The 19,209-nt window shown below is 73.5% G+C and carries 12 protein-coding genes; 6 read left to right on the forward strand and 6 right to left on the reverse strand.

What is annotated here, in order from left to right; translation table 11 throughout:
* Window positions 1–159: 159 nt before the first annotated feature.
* The 3 genes from COO58_RS02550 to mfd form a co-directional block, all read right to left on the reverse strand.
* Window positions 160–1,152, reverse strand: a complete 993-nt coding sequence (locus COO58_RS02550) for a nucleoside triphosphate pyrophosphohydrolase (protein WP_098743678.1) — start codon at window positions 1,150–1,152, stop codon at window positions 160–162.
* A 2-nt stretch (window positions 1,153–1,154) separates the two neighbouring features.
* Window positions 1,155–1,946 (reverse strand): hypothetical protein, encoded by a 792-nt coding sequence (locus COO58_RS02555; RefSeq protein WP_091584184.1) that lies wholly within the window; start codon window positions 1,944–1,946, stop codon window positions 1,155–1,157.
* A 215-nt stretch (window positions 1,947–2,161) separates the two neighbouring features.
* A complete protein-coding gene (gene mfd, locus COO58_RS02560) occupies window positions 2,162–5,818 on the reverse strand; it encodes a transcription-repair coupling factor (RefSeq protein ID WP_098743679.1) in 3,657 nt (1,218 codons plus the stop codon).
* Between the two features lie 131 nt (window positions 5,819–5,949).
* Here mfd and COO58_RS02565 point away from each other — a divergent pair, with 131 nt between their 5' ends.
* Both COO58_RS02565 and COO58_RS02570 read left to right on the forward strand, forming a co-directional pair.
* Window positions 5,950–6,864: an AraC family transcriptional regulator gene (locus COO58_RS02565; RefSeq protein ID WP_141561846.1), complete on the forward strand. Its 915-nt coding sequence runs from the start codon at window positions 5,950–5,952 to the stop codon at window positions 6,862–6,864.
* A gap of 264 nt (window positions 6,865–7,128) precedes the next feature.
* The gene (locus COO58_RS02570) at window positions 7,129–8,040 is read left to right on the forward strand and encodes a cyclase family protein (protein ID WP_091582024.1); all 912 of its coding nucleotides are present in this window, start codon (window positions 7,129–7,131) and stop codon (window positions 8,038–8,040) included.
* 22 nt (window positions 8,041–8,062) lie between these two features.
* On the opposite strand, the gene COO58_RS02575 is transcribed toward COO58_RS02570, so the two are convergent.
* Window positions 8,063–9,103 (reverse strand): S66 peptidase family protein, encoded by a 1,041-nt coding sequence (locus COO58_RS02575; RefSeq protein ID WP_098743683.1) that lies wholly within the window; start codon window positions 9,101–9,103, stop codon window positions 8,063–8,065.
* Between the two features lie 85 nt (window positions 9,104–9,188).
* Between COO58_RS02575 and COO58_RS02580 the strand changes: the two genes are divergently transcribed.
* Both COO58_RS02580 and ppc read left to right on the forward strand, forming a co-directional pair.
* Entirely contained in the window at window positions 9,189–10,226 is a 1,038-nt protein-coding gene (locus tag COO58_RS02580; protein WP_091582032.1) for a hypothetical protein, read from the forward strand.
* Between the two features lie 124 nt (window positions 10,227–10,350).
* Entirely contained in the window at window positions 10,351–13,137 is a 2,787-nt protein-coding gene (gene ppc, locus COO58_RS02585) for a phosphoenolpyruvate carboxylase (protein ID WP_098743684.1), read from the forward strand.
* Window positions 13,138–13,218: 81 nt separating this feature from the next.
* Here the strand turns inward: ppc and COO58_RS02590 are convergent, their stop codons facing one another.
* Window positions 13,219–14,010, reverse strand: coding sequence for a hypothetical protein (locus COO58_RS02590; protein ID WP_091584187.1), 792 nt, complete (start codon window positions 14,008–14,010; stop codon window positions 13,219–13,221).
* A 55-nt stretch (window positions 14,011–14,065) separates the two neighbouring features.
* Here COO58_RS02590 and COO58_RS02595 point away from each other — a divergent pair, with 55 nt between their 5' ends.
* Together COO58_RS02595 and COO58_RS02600 are read left to right on the forward strand one after the other, a co-directional pair.
* Window positions 14,066–15,244: a DNA recombination protein RmuC gene (locus COO58_RS02595; protein ID WP_098743686.1), complete on the forward strand. Its 1,179-nt coding sequence runs from the start codon at window positions 14,066–14,068 to the stop codon at window positions 15,242–15,244.
* Between the two features lie 148 nt (window positions 15,245–15,392).
* Entirely contained in the window at window positions 15,393–18,695 is a 3,303-nt protein-coding gene (locus tag COO58_RS02600) for a S8 family serine peptidase (protein WP_091582044.1), read from the forward strand.
* A gap of 72 nt (window positions 18,696–18,767) precedes the next feature.
* On the opposite strand, the gene COO58_RS02605 is transcribed toward COO58_RS02600, so the two are convergent.
* Window positions 18,768–19,172, reverse strand: coding sequence for a hypothetical protein (locus tag COO58_RS02605; protein WP_091582047.1), 405 nt, complete (start codon window positions 19,170–19,172; stop codon window positions 18,768–18,770).
* Between the last annotated feature and the right edge of the window lie 37 nt (window positions 19,173–19,209).

Here is a 19,209-nt window from a genome sequence, read left to right on the forward strand (position 1 = left end):
CTTTCTGCGATGTGGGCCGCGAGTCCCGCTTCCCGGCGGGGCTTGGTCGATGGGGCCGGGCTGGGCGGACAGCCTCGGCGATCTTGCACTTCGCGCCCCGGCGAATGGGGTGTTTGCGACGTCGGGAGAGCCGCAAGTGCAAGATCGCGGGGGTGGGGGTCAGGCGGGAGGGTTGGTGGGGGTGGGGTGTTCGGCGGCTCGGACGGCTTCGGCGTAGGCCAGGGTGGCGCGCCGGAGCGCCGCCTCCGGGTCGATTCCGGCCTGCCGGGCGGCGGCGACCGTGGACAGCAGGCTCGCGCCGAGGCGTGCCTCCGCGTCCACCTGGGACTCGGCCAGCGGCGGCGGCACGGCCAGCCCGACCCGGCCGGCCCGGTCCAGGATCTTCGCGGCCAGGGCCAGCGCGGGCTGGCTCAACGCGATGCCGTCCAGCACCGAGTCGCGGGTCTTCTCGGCCCGCTTGATCCGCTCCCAGTTCGCCTCGATCTCCTCGATCGAGCCGGCCCGCTCGCCGGAGAACACGTGCGGGTTGCGCCGCACCATCTTGTCGACCAGGCCACCGGCCACGTCGTCGACGGTCCAGCTCTCGCCCTCCGGCAGGTTCTCGGCCAGCCGGGCGTGCAGCAGCACCTGGAGCAGCACGTCGCCCAGTTCCTCACGCAGCGCGTCGGTGTCGTCGGCGCTGATCGCGTCGTACGCCTCGTAGCACTCCTCGAGCAGGAACCCGGCCAGGCTGCGGTGGGTCTGCGCCCGCTTCCACGGGTCGCCGCCGGGCGAGGCCAGCCGGTCCATCACCTCGACCGCGTCGAGCAGCCGGGCGCCGGGCGGGTCCCACGAGCCGTACATCAGCTCCAACTCGGCCAGGCCCGGCTCGCGGGCCAGCCGCAACCCCAGCTCGCGGGCGAGCGGCTCGTCACCGGCCGGGCCGGCCAGCCACACCGCGCCACCGTGCGCCGACACCGCGTCCAGCAGCGCCTGCGTCGCGCCCTCGGTCAGCACGCTCACCTCGGCGCCGGCCATCCGGACCACCCGGGTCAGCTCGCTCTCCGCGCCGGCGAAGACCGGCGCGGAGCGTACGGCGTCCCAGGCGGCCGAGGTCAGCAGGCCGGCGGGCAGCCGGGGCGAGGTGACCAGGAGGACGATGCGTGCCGTCATGCTCAGGGCGCCACCGACGCGTTCGGCTCGACCGACTCCGGCCCGGTCGACTCCGGCTCCGGGGTGGAGACGTCGGTCACCTGGTCCGCGCCGTCCACGTACGGCAGGTCGTACTGGCGGAACCCGCCCTGCGTCTGGAGCAGCGCCGGGATCTCCAACGTCGGGAAGCGCGGGTTGACGGTCACGTCGAGCTTGCGCACCTCGTCCCGCAGCGCCACGCTCACCGCACCGACCTGCCGGGTGAAGGCGGCCTCGGCGAACTGCTTGCGCTGCTCCTCGGCCGACCACCCGGCCGGGGCCACCCCGGCCTTGACCAGCGCGTCGTACAGGTCGGTCCGCGACCCGTCGCTCAGCTCCGCCGGCGGCAGGCCGCGCTCCAGGGCCAGGTAGAGGTCGTACCACTCGGCGGCGAGCGTCGCGTACTCGGTGTTGGGCACGCCCAGCTCCTTGCCGAGCTGCTCGGCGGTGAGCTGGTCCTGCACCGGGATCTTCTTCTCCTCGGCGACCCGCTTGCCCAGGTCGATGCCGATCAGCAGGTTGAGGACGTCCTGGCGGTCCACGTTCAGCTTGAGCTGCTCCGGCGACGGGGTCGCGCCCTGCTGCGCCGCGGCGTCGCGCACCGAGGCCGCGTACGCGGTCTGGGCCTCGTCGTGGATCGTGTCCACCCGGTCGACGGAGTAGGTCCGGTCACCGACGTAGGCGGCGACGTCCGGGGCGGACCGGCCACAGGCGGCGAGGGAGAGCGCGGCGAGGGCCGCGACGCTGGTGGCGGCGAGGAGACGGCGAGCACGCATGACGGTCACTCTCTCACGCCCCGTACCCGGCTGTGACGCCGCCCACCTCACCGCGCCCCCACCCCGGCCGGCTGCGCCGCCGCCGGCTCGCTGTGTCACCGCCCGCTCGCCACTGCGGGGCTGGCAGAACCGGCCAGCTCCTCGGGCTCGCTGTGTCACCGGCCGCTCGCCACTGCGGGGCTGGCAGAACCGGCCAGCTCCTCGGGCTCGCTGTGTCACCGGCCGCTCGCCACTGCGGGGCTGGCAGAACCGGCCAGCTCCTCGGGCTCGCCCAGGACGTCGGAGAGGAGCTGACCGCACCACTCCAGCAGCGCCTGGTCGCGCAGCGGCTCGCCGCCGATCCGGCGGGTGCTCGGTCGCGGCACGCTGACCTGGTCTAGCGCCTGCTTGTAGACCGAGTCCGGGTGGTAGCGCTTGAGCCGCATCTGCTTCGAGTCGGGCAGCGGCAGCGGACCGAACCGGATGTGCTTGCCCTGCATCGACACGTCGGTGAGGCCGTAGCGGCGGGCCAGCAGCCGGAACCGCGCCACCGCCACCAGGTTCTGCACCGGCGCGGGCGGCTCGCCGTAGCGGTCGGTCATCTCGGCGACCACCTCGCGCAGCCGCTCGGAGTCGCGCGCCTCGGCGAGCTTGCGGTACATCTCCAGCCGCAGGCGCTCCACCGCCACGTAGTCGTGCGGCAGGTGCGCGTCGATCGGCAGGTCGACCTTGACCTCCGTCTCCTCCTCCGTGCTCTCGCCCTTGAAGGCGGACACGGCCTCGCCGACCATCCGGACGTACAGGTCGAAGCCGACGCCCTCGATGTGGCCGGACTGCTCGCCGCCGAGCAGGTTGCCGGCGCCCCGGATCTCCAGGTCCTTCATCGCCACGTACATGCCGGCGCCCAGCTCGGTGTGCTGCGCGATGGTGGCCAGCCGCTCGTGCGCGTTCTCGGTGAGCGGCTTGTCCGCCGGGTAGAGGAAGTAGGCGTAGGCCCGCTCCCGGCCCCGGCCGACGCGGCCCCGGATCTGGTGCAGCTGGGCCAGGCCGAGCAGGTCGGCGCGCTCGACGATCAGCGTGTTGGCGTTGGGGATGTCGATGCCGGACTCGACGATCGTGGTGCAGACGAGGACGTCGAACTCCTTCTCCCAGAAGCCGACCATCACCTTCTCCAGCGCCTCCTCGCCCATCTGGCCGTGCGCCACCGCCACCCGGGCCTCGGGCACCAGCTCGCGGAGCCGGCGGGCCGCCCGGTCGATCGACTCGACCCGGTTGTGCAGGTAGAAGACCTGCCCGTCGCGCAGCAGCTCACGGTGGATGGAGGCGGCCACCTGCCGGTCGTCGTACGCCCCGACGAACGTCAGCACCGGGTGCCGCTCCTCCGGCGGGGTGGCGATGGTGGACATCTCCCGGATGCCGGTGATCGCCATCTCCAGCGTCCGGGGGATCGGGGTGGCCGACATGGCGAGCACGTCGACCGAGGCGCGCAGCGTCTTCAGGTGCTCCTTGTGCTCGACGCCGAAGCGCTGCTCCTCGTCGATGATGACCAGCCCGAGCTGCTTGAACCGGGTGGCCGCCTGGAGCAGCCGGTGGGTGCCGATGACGATGTCGACGCTGCCGTCGGCGACCATCTCCAGCGTCCGCTCGGACTCCTTCGGGGTCTGGAACCGGGAGAGCTGCCGGATGTTGACCGGAAACTGGCTCATCCGCTCGGCGAACGTGTTGTAGTGCTGCTGCACCAGCAGGGTGGTGGGCACCAGCACCGCCACCTGCTTGCCGTCCTGCACCGCCTTGAACGCCGCCCGGACCGCGATCTCGGTCTTGCCGTAGCCCACGTCGCCGCAGATCAGCCGGTCCATCGGGACGGTCTGCTCCATGTCCCGCTTGACCTCCTCGATGGCGGCCATCTGGTCCGGCGTCTCCTGCCAGGGGAACGCGTCCTCCAGCTCCCGCTGCCAGGGGGTGTCCGGACCGAAGTTGTGCCCCTTGGACGCCTTGCGCGCGGCGTAGAGCTGGATCAGCTGGGCGGCGATCTCGCGGACCGCCTTGCGCGCCCGGGCCTTGGACTTCTGCCAGTCCGAGCCGCCCATCTTGTGCAGCGTGGGCTGCTCGCCGCCGACGTAGCGGGAGAGCTGGTCGAGCTGGTCGGTGGGGACGAAGAGGCGGTCGCCGGGCTGGCCGCGCTTGCTCGCCGCGTACTCGATGACCAGGTATTCGCGGCTGGCGCCGTTGACCGTGCGCTGCACCAGCTCGACGTAGCGGCCGATGCCGTGCTGCTCGTGCACCACGAAGTCGCCGGCCTTCAGCTCCAGCGGGTCGATGGTGTTGCGTCGCCGGCTGGGCATCTTGCGCATGTCGCGGGTGGAGGTGCCCCGGCCGCCGGTGACGTCGTCGCCGGTCAGCAGCACGAACTTCGACGCCTCGTCGACGAACCCGGCGGTCAGGCAGCCGCAGGAGACGAGCACCTCGCCCGGGGCGGGCGCGGCGGGCACCTCCTCGGTGAGCCGGGCGCCGAGGCCGGCGTCGCGGAGCACCTCGACGGCCCGCTGGGCGGGGCCGTGGCCCTCGAAGACCAGCGCGATCGACCAGCCCTCACCGGCCCAGCGCTTCAGGTCGTCGACCACCCGGGCGGTCTCGCCGTGGTAGAGCGGAGCGGGCTGGGCGGCCAGGGTCACCGCGATGGCGTCGTCCGGGGTGACGTCGACCTCCGTCGGCGCGTCCTCCCAGGGCTGCCGGGCCGGCGCCGCGTCGGCCTCGACCAGACCGAACGGGGCGAGCGTCCACCAGGGCTGGCCCAGGGCGCGGGCCGCCGTGCGTACCTCGGCCAGGGTCTTGAAGGCGGCGGCGCCGAGGTCGACCGGGGCCTGGCCGCCGACGGCGGCCGCGGCCCAGCTGGCCTGGAGGAACTCCTCCGAGGTACGGACCAGGTCGTGCGCCCGGGTGCGGATCCGCTCCGGGTCGCAGAGCAGCAGGTGGGTGCCGGCCGGCATGCAGTCGACCAGCAACTCCAGCGCGTCGGCGCCGATCAGGGCCGGGGCCAGCGACTCCATCCCCTCGACCGGGATGCCCTCGGCCAGCTTGTCCAGGATCTCGGCCAGCTCGGGATGCTCGGCGGCGAGCGCGGCGGCCCGCTTCCGGACCGACGGGGTGAGCAGCAGCTCCCGGCACGGCGGCGCCCACAGCTGCGCGACCCCCTCGATGGTGCGCTGGTCGGCGACGGCGAAGGTGCGGATCTCCTCCACCTCGTCGCCCCAGAACTCGACCCGGGACGGGTGCTCGTCGGTCGGCGGGAAGACGTCCAGGATCCCGCCGCGCACCGCGAACTCGCCGCGCTTGGTGACCAGGTCGACCCGGGCGTACGCCATGTCGGTGAGCCGGCGCGCGACCTCCTCCAGGTCCGCCTCGTCGCCCGCGGCGAGCTGCACCGGTTCGAGGTCGCCGAGGCCCTTGAGCTGCGGCTGGAGCAGCGACCGCACCGGCGCCACGACCACCCGCAGCGGCCCGGTGCGCCCGTGCGCGTCGGCCGAGTCGGGGTGGGCCAGCCGGCGCAGCACCGCGAGCCGCCGCCCGACCGTGTCGGAGCGGGGCGAGAGCCGCTCGTGCGGCAGCGTCTCCCAGGACGGGAAGACCGCCACCTGCTCCGGCGGCAGCAGGCTGCCCAGCGCGGAGGCCAGGTCGTCGGCCTCGCGGGTGGTGGCGGTGACCGCGAGCACCGGCCGGCCCGCGCCGCCGGCCGGCTCGTCGGCGGCGACGGCGGCCACCGCGAACGGGCGCAGCGCGGCGGGGGCGGTGAGGTCGAGGCCGTCGACCCGGGCGGCACCGGAGCGCGCCAGGTCACGCGCCCGGGCCAGCCCGGGGTCGGCCAGGGCGGCGGAGAAGAGTCCGGTGAGCATCAGTGATCACTTCCAGCGGCTCGACACGACGAGGACCCCGCGTCCAGCCGGACGGGGGGTGCACCTGTCGAGACTATCCCGCGCCGGGGACAATCTCCGGTGGCACCGCGTAGGCCGGAAGGGGAGGGGCAATGCCGGAACAGGTCGGTAGTGATCCCCGGACCCGAACCACGCCGGGCCGCTGGCGGGTCCTAGGGGTCGCCCCCGGCATGCTGCTCTACCAGGTGCGGTGCGTGGTCGAGGACCCCGGCTGGCACGGGCCGGCGCGGGACCTGGGGCACCGGGTCTTCCTCGGCCGCTCGGGGGTCTCCCTGCGCCGGCTCAACGGCCAGGTCAGCGTGGTGGACGCCACCTCGGTCCTGCTCACCCGCCCCGGCGACGAGATGTACGCCGCGCACCCGCTGGGTGACGGCGACGTCTACACCTGCCTGGAGCTGTCCCCGGAGCTGCTCGGCGAGCGGCCGGACACCGACCGGTGGCTGGGTCGGCGCGGCTGGGACGGCAGCGTCGACGAGCGGCTCGACCTGGAGCACCGGATGCTGGTGGCCCGCGCGGCGGCCGGGCTGGACCGGTTCGAGTTCACCGAGCGGGTGCACCGCTTCCTGGGCCGGCTGCTGGCGGCCAGCCCGGTCGGCGCGGGCGAGCCGGGAGCCGAGATCGAACGGGCGGTCCGACGCCGACCGGCCACGCTCGCCGCGCACCGCCGGCTGGCCGACCGGGCGCGCGAGGTGCTGGCCGCGTCCGACTCCCGGCTCGGACTGACCGACGTCGCCGCCCAGGTGGGCTGCTCACCGCACCACCTGAGCCGGGTGTTCCAGCGGGTCACCGGGCAGAGTCTCACCGCATACCGGAACCGGCTGCGGGTCCGCTCCCTGCTGGACGTGCTGGCCGACGGCGACGGCCCGCCGCTGGGCGAGGTCGCCGCCACGTACGGCTTCGCGGACCAGGCGCACCTGACCCGGGTGGTCCGGGAGCAGGTGGGGCACCCGCCGGCCCGGCTGCGCCGGCTCTTCGCCGCCGGCGAGGCCGACCTGGACGCCGCCTGAACGTTCGCTCGACGATCCGAGCAAGATTCTTCAAGAACCGCCCGGTCGGGTCCGGCGAGGATGGATCCCGTCAGCCCGGCCCGGGTCGCCATGGGGAGATGGCGACCCGGCCAGGGGTACGCGGGCCTGTTCGGGGAGGCCCGACACCCGAAGCCGGTCCTGCGCCGCCGGTTCACGGCGTGCCGCGGAGGTGCCGCACTCCCCCCCCTGCGGCACCTCCCCCATGATCTTGACCGGGGCGCGTCGACATGGTGCGGTGGAGACATGACGGGGGAATACCGGGCGGTCTTCGACGCCGAGGTCCGCTTCGCCAACGGCGGTGGGCTGCGTACCGAAGGGTTCCGGCTGGACGTGCCGGGCCCCGGGATCACCGACGACGAGTTGGCGGCGCTGCTCGTGCGGCACCTCGGGCTGCTCATGGTCGGCGAGGTGCGGATCAGCAACCGGACCGTGGTGGAGGAGCCGCACAAGGGCGGGCGCGGCGTCGCCGCCGCGGCCCCCGGCGGGCGGCGCCTGGTCGAGCTGAGCCACGAGATCACCGACGGCCTGGTCACGCTGCCGGGCTGGCCGGGGCCGCGGATCACCGACTGGCTGACCCGGGAGGCGTCCCGGGAGCGGTACGCGCCGGGCGTCGAGTTCCACGTCGCGCGGATCGACATGATCGCCAACACCGGCACCTACGTCGACACGCCGTCGCACCGCTGGGCCGACGGGCCCGATCTGACCGGGATCCCGCTGGACCGGCTGGCCGACCTGCCCGGCCTGGTGGTGCGCGTCCCGGCCGGCACCCGGGCGGTGGACCGGCTGCTCCTCGCCCCCTACGAGGTCACCGGGCGGGCGGTTCTGCTGGACACCGGCTGGGACGCGCACTTCGGCACCGACGCGTACGCCGGCCCGCTGGCGCCCTACCTGACCGCCGACGGCGCCGACTGGCTGGTCGAGGCCGGCGCGGCGCTGGTCGGCATCGACTCGATCAACATCGACGACATGACCCCGGCGGCGGCCGGCGAACGACCGGCGCACAGCGCCCTGCTGGCCGCCGGCATCCCGATCGTGGAGCACCTGACCGGCCTGGGCGCGCTGCCGCCGACCGGATTCCGGTTCACCGCCGCCCCGCCGAGGGTGGCCGGCATGGGCACCTTCCCGGTCCGCGCCTTCGCCGTCCTCGACGACTGACCCGGCCGGAGCGGGGCCGGCGTCAGTAGCGGACCGCGATGCGGCGTTCGACCGCGTCCACCCGGATCTCCCCGCCGTACGGAACGATCAGTTGCGGGTCGGTGTGACCCAGGTCGACGTCGAAGACCACCACCGGGTCGTCGGCGTACGGCCCGACCGCCCGCAGGATCGCCGCCCGCTGCTCCTCGGCCCAGGCCATCCGCTCCGGGACCGACAGTCGGCGGTCGAAGTTCCACGCCTTGGGGCGGCCGACCACGATCGCCGGGCAGCCGGCGAGCAGCCCGCGCTCGCCCAGGTTCCGCACCATCCGGAAGACCTCCTCGGCCGGCGGCATCTCCTCCGAGGTCTCCACGAGCAGCACCGAGCCGGCCAGCTCGGCGGCGGACGGGATCCGGTCGGCGGCGGCCAACCAGTGCACGATCTCCAGGTTGCCGCCCCAGGTCCGGCCCGTCACGACCCGATCCGGCCCGTGCCAGCGCCAGCCCTCGCCCGGGAGCATCGGCGGCTCCTCGGTCAACGTCCGCGGGTCGCCCCAGTCGAGCGTCTCGTCGCCCCAGTCGGCGGCCGGGGCCAGGTCGTACCAGCCGGAGGTGAACAGCGCGGCGCGCAGCGAGTCGAGCGTCAGCGGGTGCGGGCTGCCCGGCCGGCCGAGGTGCACCAGCACCGAGCCGCCGTGGTAGGCGACGATTCCCAGCCTGTGCAGGTGGTTGAGCACGTTGGTGTTGTCGGAGTAGCCGAAGTAGGGCTTCGGGTTGGCCCGGATCACCTCGTCGTCGAGGAACGGGGTGACCGTGATCAGGTCGTCCCCGCCGATGGTGGCGAGCACCGCGGTGATCGTCGGGTCCGCGAACGCGGCGGTCAGGTCCCGGGCCCGGTCCCGGGGGTCGGCGCCCATCCGCCGGGTGGTCGGATATTCCACCGGCTCCAGCCCCAGCTCGTCGCGGAGCCGGCGCAGGCCCAGCTCGTACACGTGCGGGAAGAGGCCCGGCAGGCCGGCGGAGGGTGAGACGACGGCGACCCGGTCGCCCGGCTTCGGCTTGGTGGGATAGCGCGGCGGCGTCATGATCCGAACGCTATCGGCCGGCACCAGCGATTTCCGCCCCGCGAAACGCCACGAGCCGGGCATATGCCGGCAATAGGCTGAGCCCGTGGACGACGAGGCGGAGCTGCGTACCCGGGACTGGCTGCCCCGCACGGCGGCGCTGGTCCTCGGCACCCTGGCGCTGGCCAGCGCGTTCATCGCCGCCTACGTCGGCGCGTTGCACAAGCCGGACCCGAAGGACGTGCCGGTCGCCGTGGTGACGACCGACCAGCAGGCGCAGGCCGTGATGTCGGCCGTCCGCGCCCGCACCGACATCGTCAAACCCGTCGGGTACGACAGCCGGGAACGTGCCGACGACGGCCTCAACGACCGCTCGGTGTACGCCGTGCTCGGCTCCGCCCCGGGCGGCGGCCTGACCCTGGCCACGGCCAGCGCCGGCGCGCCCGCCGCCACCGAACTCGTCACCGAGGTGTTCACCGAGGCGGCCCGGCAGGCCGGCGTGCCGCTGGCGGTCACCGACGAGGTGCCGGTCTCCGGCGGCGACCCGCGCGGCCTGGTCCCGTTCTACCTGGCGGTCGGCGTGGTCCTCGGCGGCTACCTGGCCTCCACGGCGCTGGGCATCTCGCTCGGCACCAGCCCGGGCAGCCTGCGCCGGGCCGGGTTGCGGATCGCCACGCTCGCCGTCCACTCCGTCCTGCTCGGCGTCATCGGGGCGGTGCTGGTCGGGCCCGTGCTGGACGTCTTCCCGCACGACGTGGGCACGATCGCGGTGGTGGGCGCGCTCGCCGCGTTCGCCGCCGGGATGGTCGCGTCGGCCGTGCAGGCGTGGCTCGGGCTGCTCGGCACCGGCATCGTGATCCTGCTGCTGGTGGTGCTCGGCAACCCCGGCTCCGGGGGCATCTACGCGCCCGAGTTCCTGCCGCCGTTCCTGCGCGGGATGCACCGCTGGAACGTCCCCGGGCTCGCCACCGACCTGCTCAAGTCGGCGATCTACTTCGACTGGCGGGGCGGCGGCTGGGCACTGACCGGGCTGCTGGTCTGGGTGGTCGCCGGCCTGGCCGGTCTGCTCACCGCCACGATGTTCCGGGCCCGCCGACGCGCCGCGCGGACCGGTTCGGGACGGCACGCCGCGGCCGAGCGCTGACCTGCCGGCCCGTCCCAGAGTGCAGATCATCACGCCGTCCCCCTCCTGCCGTCGGGGCCCACGCGGATACCATCCAGGGGAGTCGGACAGCGCTGTCCTTCGTCCTCGCGTAAGGAGCGCAACCGTGACCGACCAGCACGACCACGACGGCCCCGACGCCGCTCTCCGGGCCGACATCCGCCGCCTCGGCACGCTGCTCGGGCAGACCCTGGCCCGTCAGGAGGGCCGGCCGCTGCTCGACCTGGTCGAGGAGATCCGCGCCCAGGTCCGCTCCGACGCGCCGGCCGCGGCCCAGCGCCTCGCCGGGCTCGACGTCACCACCGGCACGAAGCTGGCCCGCGCCTTCTCCACCTACTTCCACCTGGCCAACATCACCGAGCAGGTGCACCGCGCCCGCGACCTGCGTCGCCGGCGCGCCACCCACGGCGGCTGGCTGGACCAGGCCGCCAAGATGATCGCCGAGCGCGGCGTGCCGGCCGAGGAGATCGCCGCGGCGGCCCGCCGGCTCGCCGTACGCCCGGTCTTCACCGCCCACCCCACCGAGGCGGCCCGCCGCTCCATCCTGTCCAAGCTGCGCGCGGTGGCGGACGAGCTGGACACCGAGACCGCCAACGCGATCCTCTACGGCGCCAGCGACGAGGGCCCGGCCAACCGCCGCCTCGCCGAGCTGCTCGACCTGATGTGGCAGACCGACGAGCTGCGGCTCGACCGGCCGGACCCGACCGACGAGGCCCGCAACGCCATCTACTACCTGCGCGACCTGCACGCCGAGGCCGCGCCGCAGGTCCTCGACGACCTCGCCGACACGCTGCGCACGCTCGGCGTGGAGACCTCACCGACCGCCCGCCCGCTGACCTTCGGCACCTGGATCGGCGGCGACCGCGACGGCAACCCGTTCGTCACCCCGACGGTCACCCGCGAGGTGCTGCGGATCCAGCACGAGCACGGCATCGAGGCCACCGAGAAGGCGATGGACGAGCTGATCAGCGAGGTCAGCGTCTCCCGCCGGCTGCGCGCGGTCTCGCTCGACCTCTCCGCCAGCCTGGCCAAGGACCTGGACGCGCTGCCCGAGGTGGCGCCCCGGTTCCGCCGGGTCAACGCCGAGGAGCCCTACCGGCTCAAGGCGCGCTGCGTGAAGGCCAAGCTGGCCAACACCCGGGAGCGGCTGCGCGCCGGCACCCCGCACGTGCCGGGCCGCGACTACCAGGGCTCGACCGAGCTGATCGCCGACCTGGAGCTGCTGCGCGCGTCGCTGGCCCGCAACTCCGGGCAGCTCACCGCCGTGGGTCGGCTCGCCTCGACCATCCGTACCGTCTCCGCGTTCGGGCTGCACCTGGCGACCATGGACATCCGGGAGCACGCGGAGAAGCACCACGAGGTGCTGGCCCAGCTCTACGAGGCGGTCGGCGAGGTCTCCGACTATCCGTCGCTGACCCGGCTGGAGCGCACCAAGCTGCTCGCCGACGAGCTGACCGGCCGCCGGCCGCTCTCCACCCAGGACAGCCCGCTCACCGAGGCGGCGCGCAAGACGTTCGACGTGTTCTCCGCGATCCGCGAGGCGCAGGACCGGTTCGGCCCCGAGGTCATCGAGTCCTACATCATCTCGATGACCCTGGGCGTGGACGACGTGCTCGCCGCCGTGGTGCTGGCCCGCGAGGCCGGCCTGGTCGACGTGCACAGCGGGCGGGCCCGGATCGGCATCGTGCCGCTGCTGGAGACCCCGGCCGAGCTGAACGCCGGCGGCGAGCTGCTCGACGAGCTGCTGTCGCTGCCGGCCTACCGGGCGCTGGTCGCGGCGCGCGGTGACGTCCAGGAGGTGATGCTGGGCTACTCCGACTCCAACAAGGAGGCCGGGATCACCACCAGCCAGTGGTCCATCCACCGGGCCCAGCGGGCGCTGCGGGACGTGGCCGCCCGGCACGGCGTGCACCTGCGCTTGTTCCACGGCCGGGGCGGCACGGTCGGCCGGGGCGGCGGCCCCACCCACGACGCGATCCTGGCCCAGCCCTACGGCACGCTGGACGGCGCGATCAAGGTGACCGAGCAGGGCGAGGTCATCTCCGACAAGTACACGCTGCCGGCGCTGGCCCGGGAGAACCTGGAGCTGACCGTGGCCGCCGTGCTCCAGGCCACGCTGCTGCACACCGCGCCCCGGCAGCCGGCCGAGATGCTGGAGCGCTGGGACGCGGCGATGGACGTGGTGTCCGGGGCCGCCTTCGGGTCCTACAGGTCCCTGGTCGAGGACCCGGACCTGCCGGCGTACTTCTGGGCGTCGACCCCGACCGAGCTGCTCGGCGCGCTGAACATCGGCTCCCGGCCGGCGAAGCGCCCGAACACCGGCGCCGGCCTGTCCGGCCTGCGGGCCATTCCGTGGGTGTTCGGCTGGACCCAGACCCGGCAGATCGTGCCGGGCTGGTTCGGCGTGGGGTCCGGGCTGGCCGCCGCGCGGGAGGCGGGCCTGGCCGACGTGCTCGCCGAGATGAACCGGAACTGGCACTTCTTCCGCACGTTCCTGTCGAACGTCGAGATGATGTTGACCAAGACCGACCTGAGCATCGCCCGCCGCTACGTCGAGACGCTGGTCCCGAAGAAGCTGCACCCGATCTTCTCGACGATCGAGCAGGAGTACGAGCTGACCAAGCGGGAGGTGCTGGCGGTCACCGCCTCGCCGGCCCTGCTGGAGAACTCGCCGGTCCTCCAGCGCACGCTCGCCGTGCGGGACACGTACCTGGAGCCGCTGCACCACCTCCAGGTGGCGCTGCTGCGGCAGTACCGCGAGTCCGGCGCCGCCGGCCGGGCGGTGGCGACCGCGCCGGGCGGCCGACGGGCGCCGAACGACGGCACGGCGCTGGAGCGGGCGCTGCTGACCACTGTCAACGGCATCGCCGCCGGCATGCGCAACACCGGCTGAGGTGTAAGGAAGGGCCCCCTCTTAACGCCTCGTGCATAAGAGGGGGCCCTTCTTAACCACGCGCTCGGCGCGCGGCACGCGCTACCAGTCGCCGCCGCCGAAATCTCCGCCACCGAAGTCGCCGCCGCCGAAGTCCCCGCCACCGCCGAAGTCGCCTCCGGCGTAGTCACCACCGCCGCCCATATCCCCACCGCCCATGTCGCCGCCCTGGTCGCCGAAGTCCTGACCGTCGCCGAAGCCTTCCTGGTAGCCGGCGTCGTACCCGGGGTCGGCGAACGCGGGCGAGAAGAGCGCGTCCGCGATCAGCATGCCGCCGAGCACGCCGGCGCCCGCTCCGAGCGCGGTCTTCCACCACGGCGTCGAGTACCAGCCGGCCGGCACCGGCCGGCCCTGCATGTGGCCGCCGGGGTAGTAGTAGGGCGTCCGGTTCCCCGGCTGCGGGCCGGCGCGGAACGTCTGGCCCTGTACGTCGACCTCGCGCTCCTTGGTGAGCATGCCGGCGCCGCGGGCGGCGGCCAGCGGCGGCAGCTCCGGGCCCGGGTCGATGCCCATCGCCGTCCGCGCCGCCCGGATGTACGCCAGCCCCTCCAGCGCGGTCTCCCGGGCCAGCGCGAACTGGTGCGGGGTGCGCGCCTGCTCCAGCTGCGAGCCGGCCGCGTTGTACCGCTCACCGGCGTCGGCGAGCGCCTGCCGGACCGCCGGGGCGTCCCCGTGCAGGTTCATCAGCTGACCGCCCAGCCGCTCGTACCAGCGCTGCGCCTCGGCGCGGGCGTCCGCCATCTCGTCGGCCCGACGGGACCTGCTCCCCCACCGCCAGAACACCAGCGCACCTCCGAGCATCACGATCAGGAACACCCACAGGGCAACTTCCATGACCTCGAACGTACCCAGCGCGCGCACGTCGTACCCGTTTGGCAAGCTTTCTGCCATGAGCTTCTCGACGCTGGCCGTGGTGGTGCTCTGCCTCGCCGCGGGCGGCGCGGTGGGCTGGCTGGCGGCCCGCGGGCGGGCCGCGGCCGACGTCGCCCGCCTGGAGGCGACGCTGGCCGCCGCCCAGGCCGGCGAGGGGCGGCTGGAGCAGTCCATGCGGGCGCTCAGCTACGAGGCGACCGCGCAGTCCCAGGAGGCGGTGGCGCGCGCGGTGGCGCCGCTGCACGACACGCTCCGCCGCTACGAGCAACGCGTCGCCGAGCTGGAGCGCGACCGGGTCGACGCCTACGCCGAGCTGCGTGAGCAGGTGCGCTCGATGAGCGCGGTCTCCGGCGAGCTGCGCACCGAGACCAAGCAGCTGGTCGCCGCGCTGCGCGCGCCGCAGGTGCGTGGCCGGTGGGGCGAGCACCAGCTCCGGCGGATCGTCGAGGCGGCCGGCCTGCTGGAGCACTGCGACTTCAGCGAGCAGGTCACCGCCGCCACCGACCAGCAGGGGGTCCGCCCCGACCTGTTGGTGCGCCTGCACGGCGGGCGCACCGTGGTGGTCGACGCGAAGGCGCCGTTCGACGCCTACCTGACCGCGATGGAGGCGCGCGACGAGCGCGGGCGCGACACCCACCTCGACGCGCACGCCCGGCACCTGCGGGCGCACGTCGACGGTCTCGCCGCCAAGTCCTACTGGTCGGCCTTCGACCAGACCCCCGAGTTCGTGGTGCTGTTCGTGCCGGCCGACCCGTTCCTCGACGTGGCGTTGCAACGCGACCCGACGCTGCTGGAGCACGCGTTCGCCCGCAACGTGGTGCTGGCCACGCCGGCCACGCTGGTGGCGCTGCTGCGCACGGTGGCCTACTCCTGGCGGCAGGAGGCGCTGGCGCGCAACGCGGCGACCGTCCACTCGCTGGCCCGCGAGCTCTACGGGCGGCTGTCCACCCTGGGCGACCACGTCGGCAAGCTGGGCAGTTCGCTGAGCGGCGCGGTGACGGCCTACAACCGCGCGGTCGGCTCCCTGGAGGCCCGGGTGCTGGTCAGCGCCCGCAAGCTCGCCGAGCTGGGCGTCTCCGACGACGAGCTGCCCACGCCGGCGCAGGTCGAGCTGGCCCCCCGTCAGCCGCAGGCGCCCGAGTTGCTGGGCCGGCCGTCCACATCGGCCGAACGGTCAGCAGACATCGACGTTTAACACGGCGCACGTGACGACGACGGCCGATCCGTGTCACGGAGTGGTCACAAACCGATCCCGGGTAGTGACACATCTCGTCACGGCACGAAGGATCTGCGTCACACGTGCCCTGTCTTCTGAAGGGCCCTGTTCTCTGGAGGAAGAGAACGTGAGTCAACCCCGCAATCGGAGCCGGCGCCCCTCCGCCGCGCTCTTCGCCTCGGTCCTCGCGGCCGGCGCCATGACCGTCGGGGGTGGCGCCGCGACCGCGAGCGCGGCCCCCGCCCCCCAGCCCTCGCAGCCGACCGCGGCGAAGGCCCTGGGCGCCCACGACGCCAAGCTGCTCGACGCGGCCGAGGCGAAGAACGCGCCGACCGTCACGATGATCATCGCGGCCCGGAAGGGCTCGGCCAAGAAGGTCGTCGACGGGCTCAAGGGTCTCGGCGCCACCGTCAGCCAGCGGTACGACCAGGTCGGCTACGTGCTGGCCAAGGTGCCGACCGCGAAGGCGCTCAAGGCCGCCACGCTGCCCGGCGTCGCCGCCGTCGACCTCGACGAGACCATCAAGCTCCCCGACCCGGCACCGGAGGCCGCCCCGAACGGCGCCAAGGCCGCCGAGCAGGGTGAGACGCTGGCCGGCCCCGGCGGGGACACCGGCGCGGTCAACCCGTACATGCCGACCAACGAGACCGGCGCGGAGGCCTTCAAGGCCGCGCACCCGACGTGGGACGGCCGCGGCGTCACCATCGGCATCATGGACTCCGGTGTGGACCTCGACCAGCCGGCGCTGCAGAAGACCACCACCGGCGAGCGCAAGATCGTCGACTGGGTCACCGCGACCGATCCGCTCGAGGACGCCACCTGGCGCGCGATGATCACCGAGGTGAGCGGCCCCACCTTCACCACGGGCACCGGCGCCTCGGCCCTGACCTGGACCGCGCCGGCCGGCACCTACCGGTTCAACACCTTCCGCGAGTCCATCACCGCGGGCAGCGACCCGGCCGGTGACGTCAACCGCGACGGCGACACCACCGACTCCTGGGGCATCCTCTACAACCCGGCCAACGGCGACATCCGGGTGGACGTCAACCAGAACCGCGACTTCACCGACGACGAGGTGATGCGGCCGTACAAGGAGAAGTTCCAGGTCGGCCACTTCGGCACGGACAACCCGGCCACCGCCGTCCGGGAGCAGATCCCGTTCGTGGTCGAGTTCCGGCGCAACGTCGACACCACCCCGGTCGGCGGCCCCGGCCTGGTCGACTACGTCAACATCGGCATCATCGAGAGCACCCACGGCACCCACGTCGCCGGCATCACCGCCGCCAACGACATGCTGGGCAACAGCGCCTTCGACGGCGCCGCGCCCGGTGCCAAGCTGGTCTCCGCCCGCGCCTGCTCCTGGGGTGGCGGCTGCACCGCGGCGGCGCTCACCACCGGCATGGTGGACCTCGTGGTCAACCGCAAGGTCGACGTGGTGAACATGTCGATCGGTGGCCTGCCGGCGCTGAACGACGGCTCCAACGCCCGGGCCGTCCTCTACAACGACCTGATCAACACGTACGGCGTGCAGCTGTTCATCTCGGCCGGCAACTCCGGCCCGGGCCTGAACACGGTCGGCGACCCGTCGGTCGCCACCGACGTGGTCAGCGTCGCGGCGAACATCAGCAAGGACACCTGGCTGGCCAACTACGGCTCGGTGGTCCGCAAGGAGAACGCGCTGTTCAACTTCTCCTCCCGCGGCCCGCGCGAGGACGGCGGCTTCAAGCCGAACATCTCCGCTCCCGGTTCGGCCATCTCCACCGCGCCGACCTGGCAGGCGGGCAACCCGGTGCCGGAGGCGGGCTACCCGCTGCCCCCGGGCTACCAGATGCTGAACGGCACCTCGATGGCCTCCCCGCAGGCCACCGGCGCCGCCGCGCTGCTGCTGTCGGCCGCCAAGGCGACCGGCGCGGGCGTCACCCCGGCCGCTCTGCGCCGGGCCGTCTACACCTCGGCCAAGCCGATCGCGGACGTCCCGACGTACGCCCAGGGCTACGGCATGTTCAACGTGCCGGGCGCGTGGAACCTGCTGGCCGCCGGCGTGCAGACCCGCACGTACACCTCTGAGGCCGCGGTCTGCACCGAGCTGTCGCCGAACCTGACCCGCTACGACCGGGACTCCGGCACGTTCGTGCCGAACCCGAACGTGGGCACCGGCATCTACAACCGGTGCGCCGCCGACCGGGGTGGCCAGACGGTCAAGAAGAGCCGCACCTACGACGTCAAGCTGACCCGGACCAGCGGCCCGAACAAGAGCGTCAAGCACCTGCTCGGCCTCCGCGGCAACGACGGCACCTTCTCCGTCCGCTCCGAGGTGTGGCTGCCGCTGAACAAGACCGTCACCGTCCAGGTGAAGGCCAAGCCGATGACCACCGGCGCGCACGGCGCGATCCTGACCGTCGACGACCCGGCCACCTCGGTGGTCGACTTCGAGGTCGCCACCGTCGTGGTCGCCTCCAACGCGGTGAGCGCTCCGGCCTACTCCTTCTCGGCCGAGGGCTCGGTCGAGCGGAACAGCTTCACCTCGTACTTCGTCACGGTTCCGCAGGGTGCGGGCGCGCTCCAGGTCAACCTGTCCGGCATCGCGACCGGCTCGCAGACCCGGTTCATCGCCATCAACCCGTACGGCGTGCCGGTCGAGAGCACCGCGAGCACCGCCTGCTACACCAACTTCTCCGACGCCGCCGCCTGCAAGCCGCAGGAGCGGGACTACCAGAACCCGATCCCGGGTGTCTGGGAGATCGAGGTGGAGTCGCGGCGCACGTCGCCGGCGCTGGACAACCCGTTCCAGCTGCAGGCGCGGGTGCAGGGCGTGAAGGTCGAGCCGGCCGTGGTCCAGCTGCCGGCGGTCACCGCCGGCACGCCGACCCCGGTGAGCTGGAGCCTGACCAACACGTTCGGCCCGGTCCGGGTGACCGGCGTCGGTGGGCCGCTGTCCAGCGTCCGCGCCGAGCGGCCGACCATCACCGAGGGCGCCACGCAGGAGTACACGGTGGACATCCCGGCCGGGACCACCTCGTTCTCCGCCCGGATCGGCAACACCTCCGACCTGGGCGCCGACCTGGACCTGTACATCTTCCGCGGCGCCACCGAGGTGGGCCGGTCGGCCGACGGCGACTCGGAGGAGGCGGTCACGCTGAACAACCCGGTCGCCGCCACGTACCGGGTGGTCATCGAGGGCTACGCGGTCGCCGCGGGCGGCACGGCGTACGACTACCGGGACTCGTTCGCGTCCCCGGCGCTGGGTTCGCTCTCCGCGCCGTCCACGCCGCTGTTCCTGCCCAACGGCGGCACCGCGACCCTGACCGGTTCGGTGACCGCGCTGAGCACCCCGGCCGCCGGTCGGGAGCTCTTCGGTGACATGGCCGTCACCACCGTCGAGGGCGCGGTCGTCGGCCGTGGCTCGGTGGAGATCAACGCGGTGAACTGAGTCACCTGTCGTAACACGGAAGCCCGCCTCCCGACGAGGGAGGCGGGCTTCCGCCTTTTCCGCGAGACGGGGTCAGGCCGGGCGGGCGGACTCGACCACGAACGGGGTGCCCTGCTGGCAGGTGGTCATCATGCCCGGCTCGGGCCGGCCGGTGACCTCCACCTTGGCACCGGCCTTGAGCAGGTCGCGCGGACCGCCGACCAGGAGGTGGTCGTCGAGCAGGAGGCAGTTCGGCTCCACACCGGCCCGGATCGTGCCGGTGATGGTGGTGCCACCGACGCCGGGTGGCGTGGACGGGCCGCCCTTCCAGGTCGGGTTCGGGCGGCTGGGCGTCACGCTGGGCACGGGATCGGGCTGGCTGGTCACCGGGGCGGCTCCCGTCGGGCTGGGGCTGGCGGGCTCGTCGCCGGGTCCGGCGCAGGCGGTCAGCGCGACACCGGCGAGGAGGGCGACGAGCACCGTCCGAGGAGTCTTCATGGTCGGTTGGACGCGGCGGGCGGCCGATCCGTTCCCG

It is taken from the genome of Micromonospora sp. WMMA1996 (genome assembly GCF_002573675.1).
GTDB classification, from domain to species: Bacteria; Actinomycetota; Actinomycetes; order Mycobacteriales; family Micromonosporaceae; genus Micromonospora; species Micromonospora sediminicola.

What these genes read in the sequence shown, in the direction of transcription:
- COO58_RS02550 (WP_098743678.1), bottom strand. Translation starts at nt 1,152, where the DNA reads ATGACGGCACGCATCGTCCTCCTGGTCACCTCGCCCCGGCTGCCCGCC.
- COO58_RS02555 (WP_091584184.1), bottom strand. Translation starts at nt 1,946, where the DNA reads ATGCGTGCTCGCCGTCTCCTCGCCGCCACCAGCGTCGCGGCCCTCGCC.
- mfd (WP_098743679.1), bottom strand. Translation starts at nt 5,818, where the DNA reads ATGCTCACCGGACTCTTCTCCGCCGCCCTGGCCGACCCCGGGCTGGCC.
- COO58_RS02565 (WP_141561846.1), top strand. Translation starts at nt 5,950, where the DNA reads ATGCCGGAACAGGTCGGTAGTGATCCCCGGACCCGAACCACGCCGGGC.
- COO58_RS02570 (WP_091582024.1), top strand. Translation starts at nt 7,129, where the DNA reads ATGACGGGGGAATACCGGGCGGTCTTCGACGCCGAGGTCCGCTTCGCC.
- COO58_RS02575 (WP_098743683.1), bottom strand. Translation starts at nt 9,103, where the DNA reads ATGACGCCGCCGCGCTATCCCACCAAGCCGAAGCCGGGCGACCGGGTC.
- COO58_RS02590 (WP_091584187.1), bottom strand. Translation starts at nt 14,010, where the DNA reads ATGGAAGTTGCCCTGTGGGTGTTCCTGATCGTGATGCTCGGAGGTGCG.
- COO58_RS02595 (WP_098743686.1), top strand. Translation starts at nt 14,066, where the DNA reads ATGAGCTTCTCGACGCTGGCCGTGGTGGTGCTCTGCCTCGCCGCGGGC.
- COO58_RS02605 (WP_091582047.1), bottom strand. Translation starts at nt 19,172, where the DNA reads ATGAAGACTCCTCGGACGGTGCTCGTCGCCCTCCTCGCCGGTGTCGCG.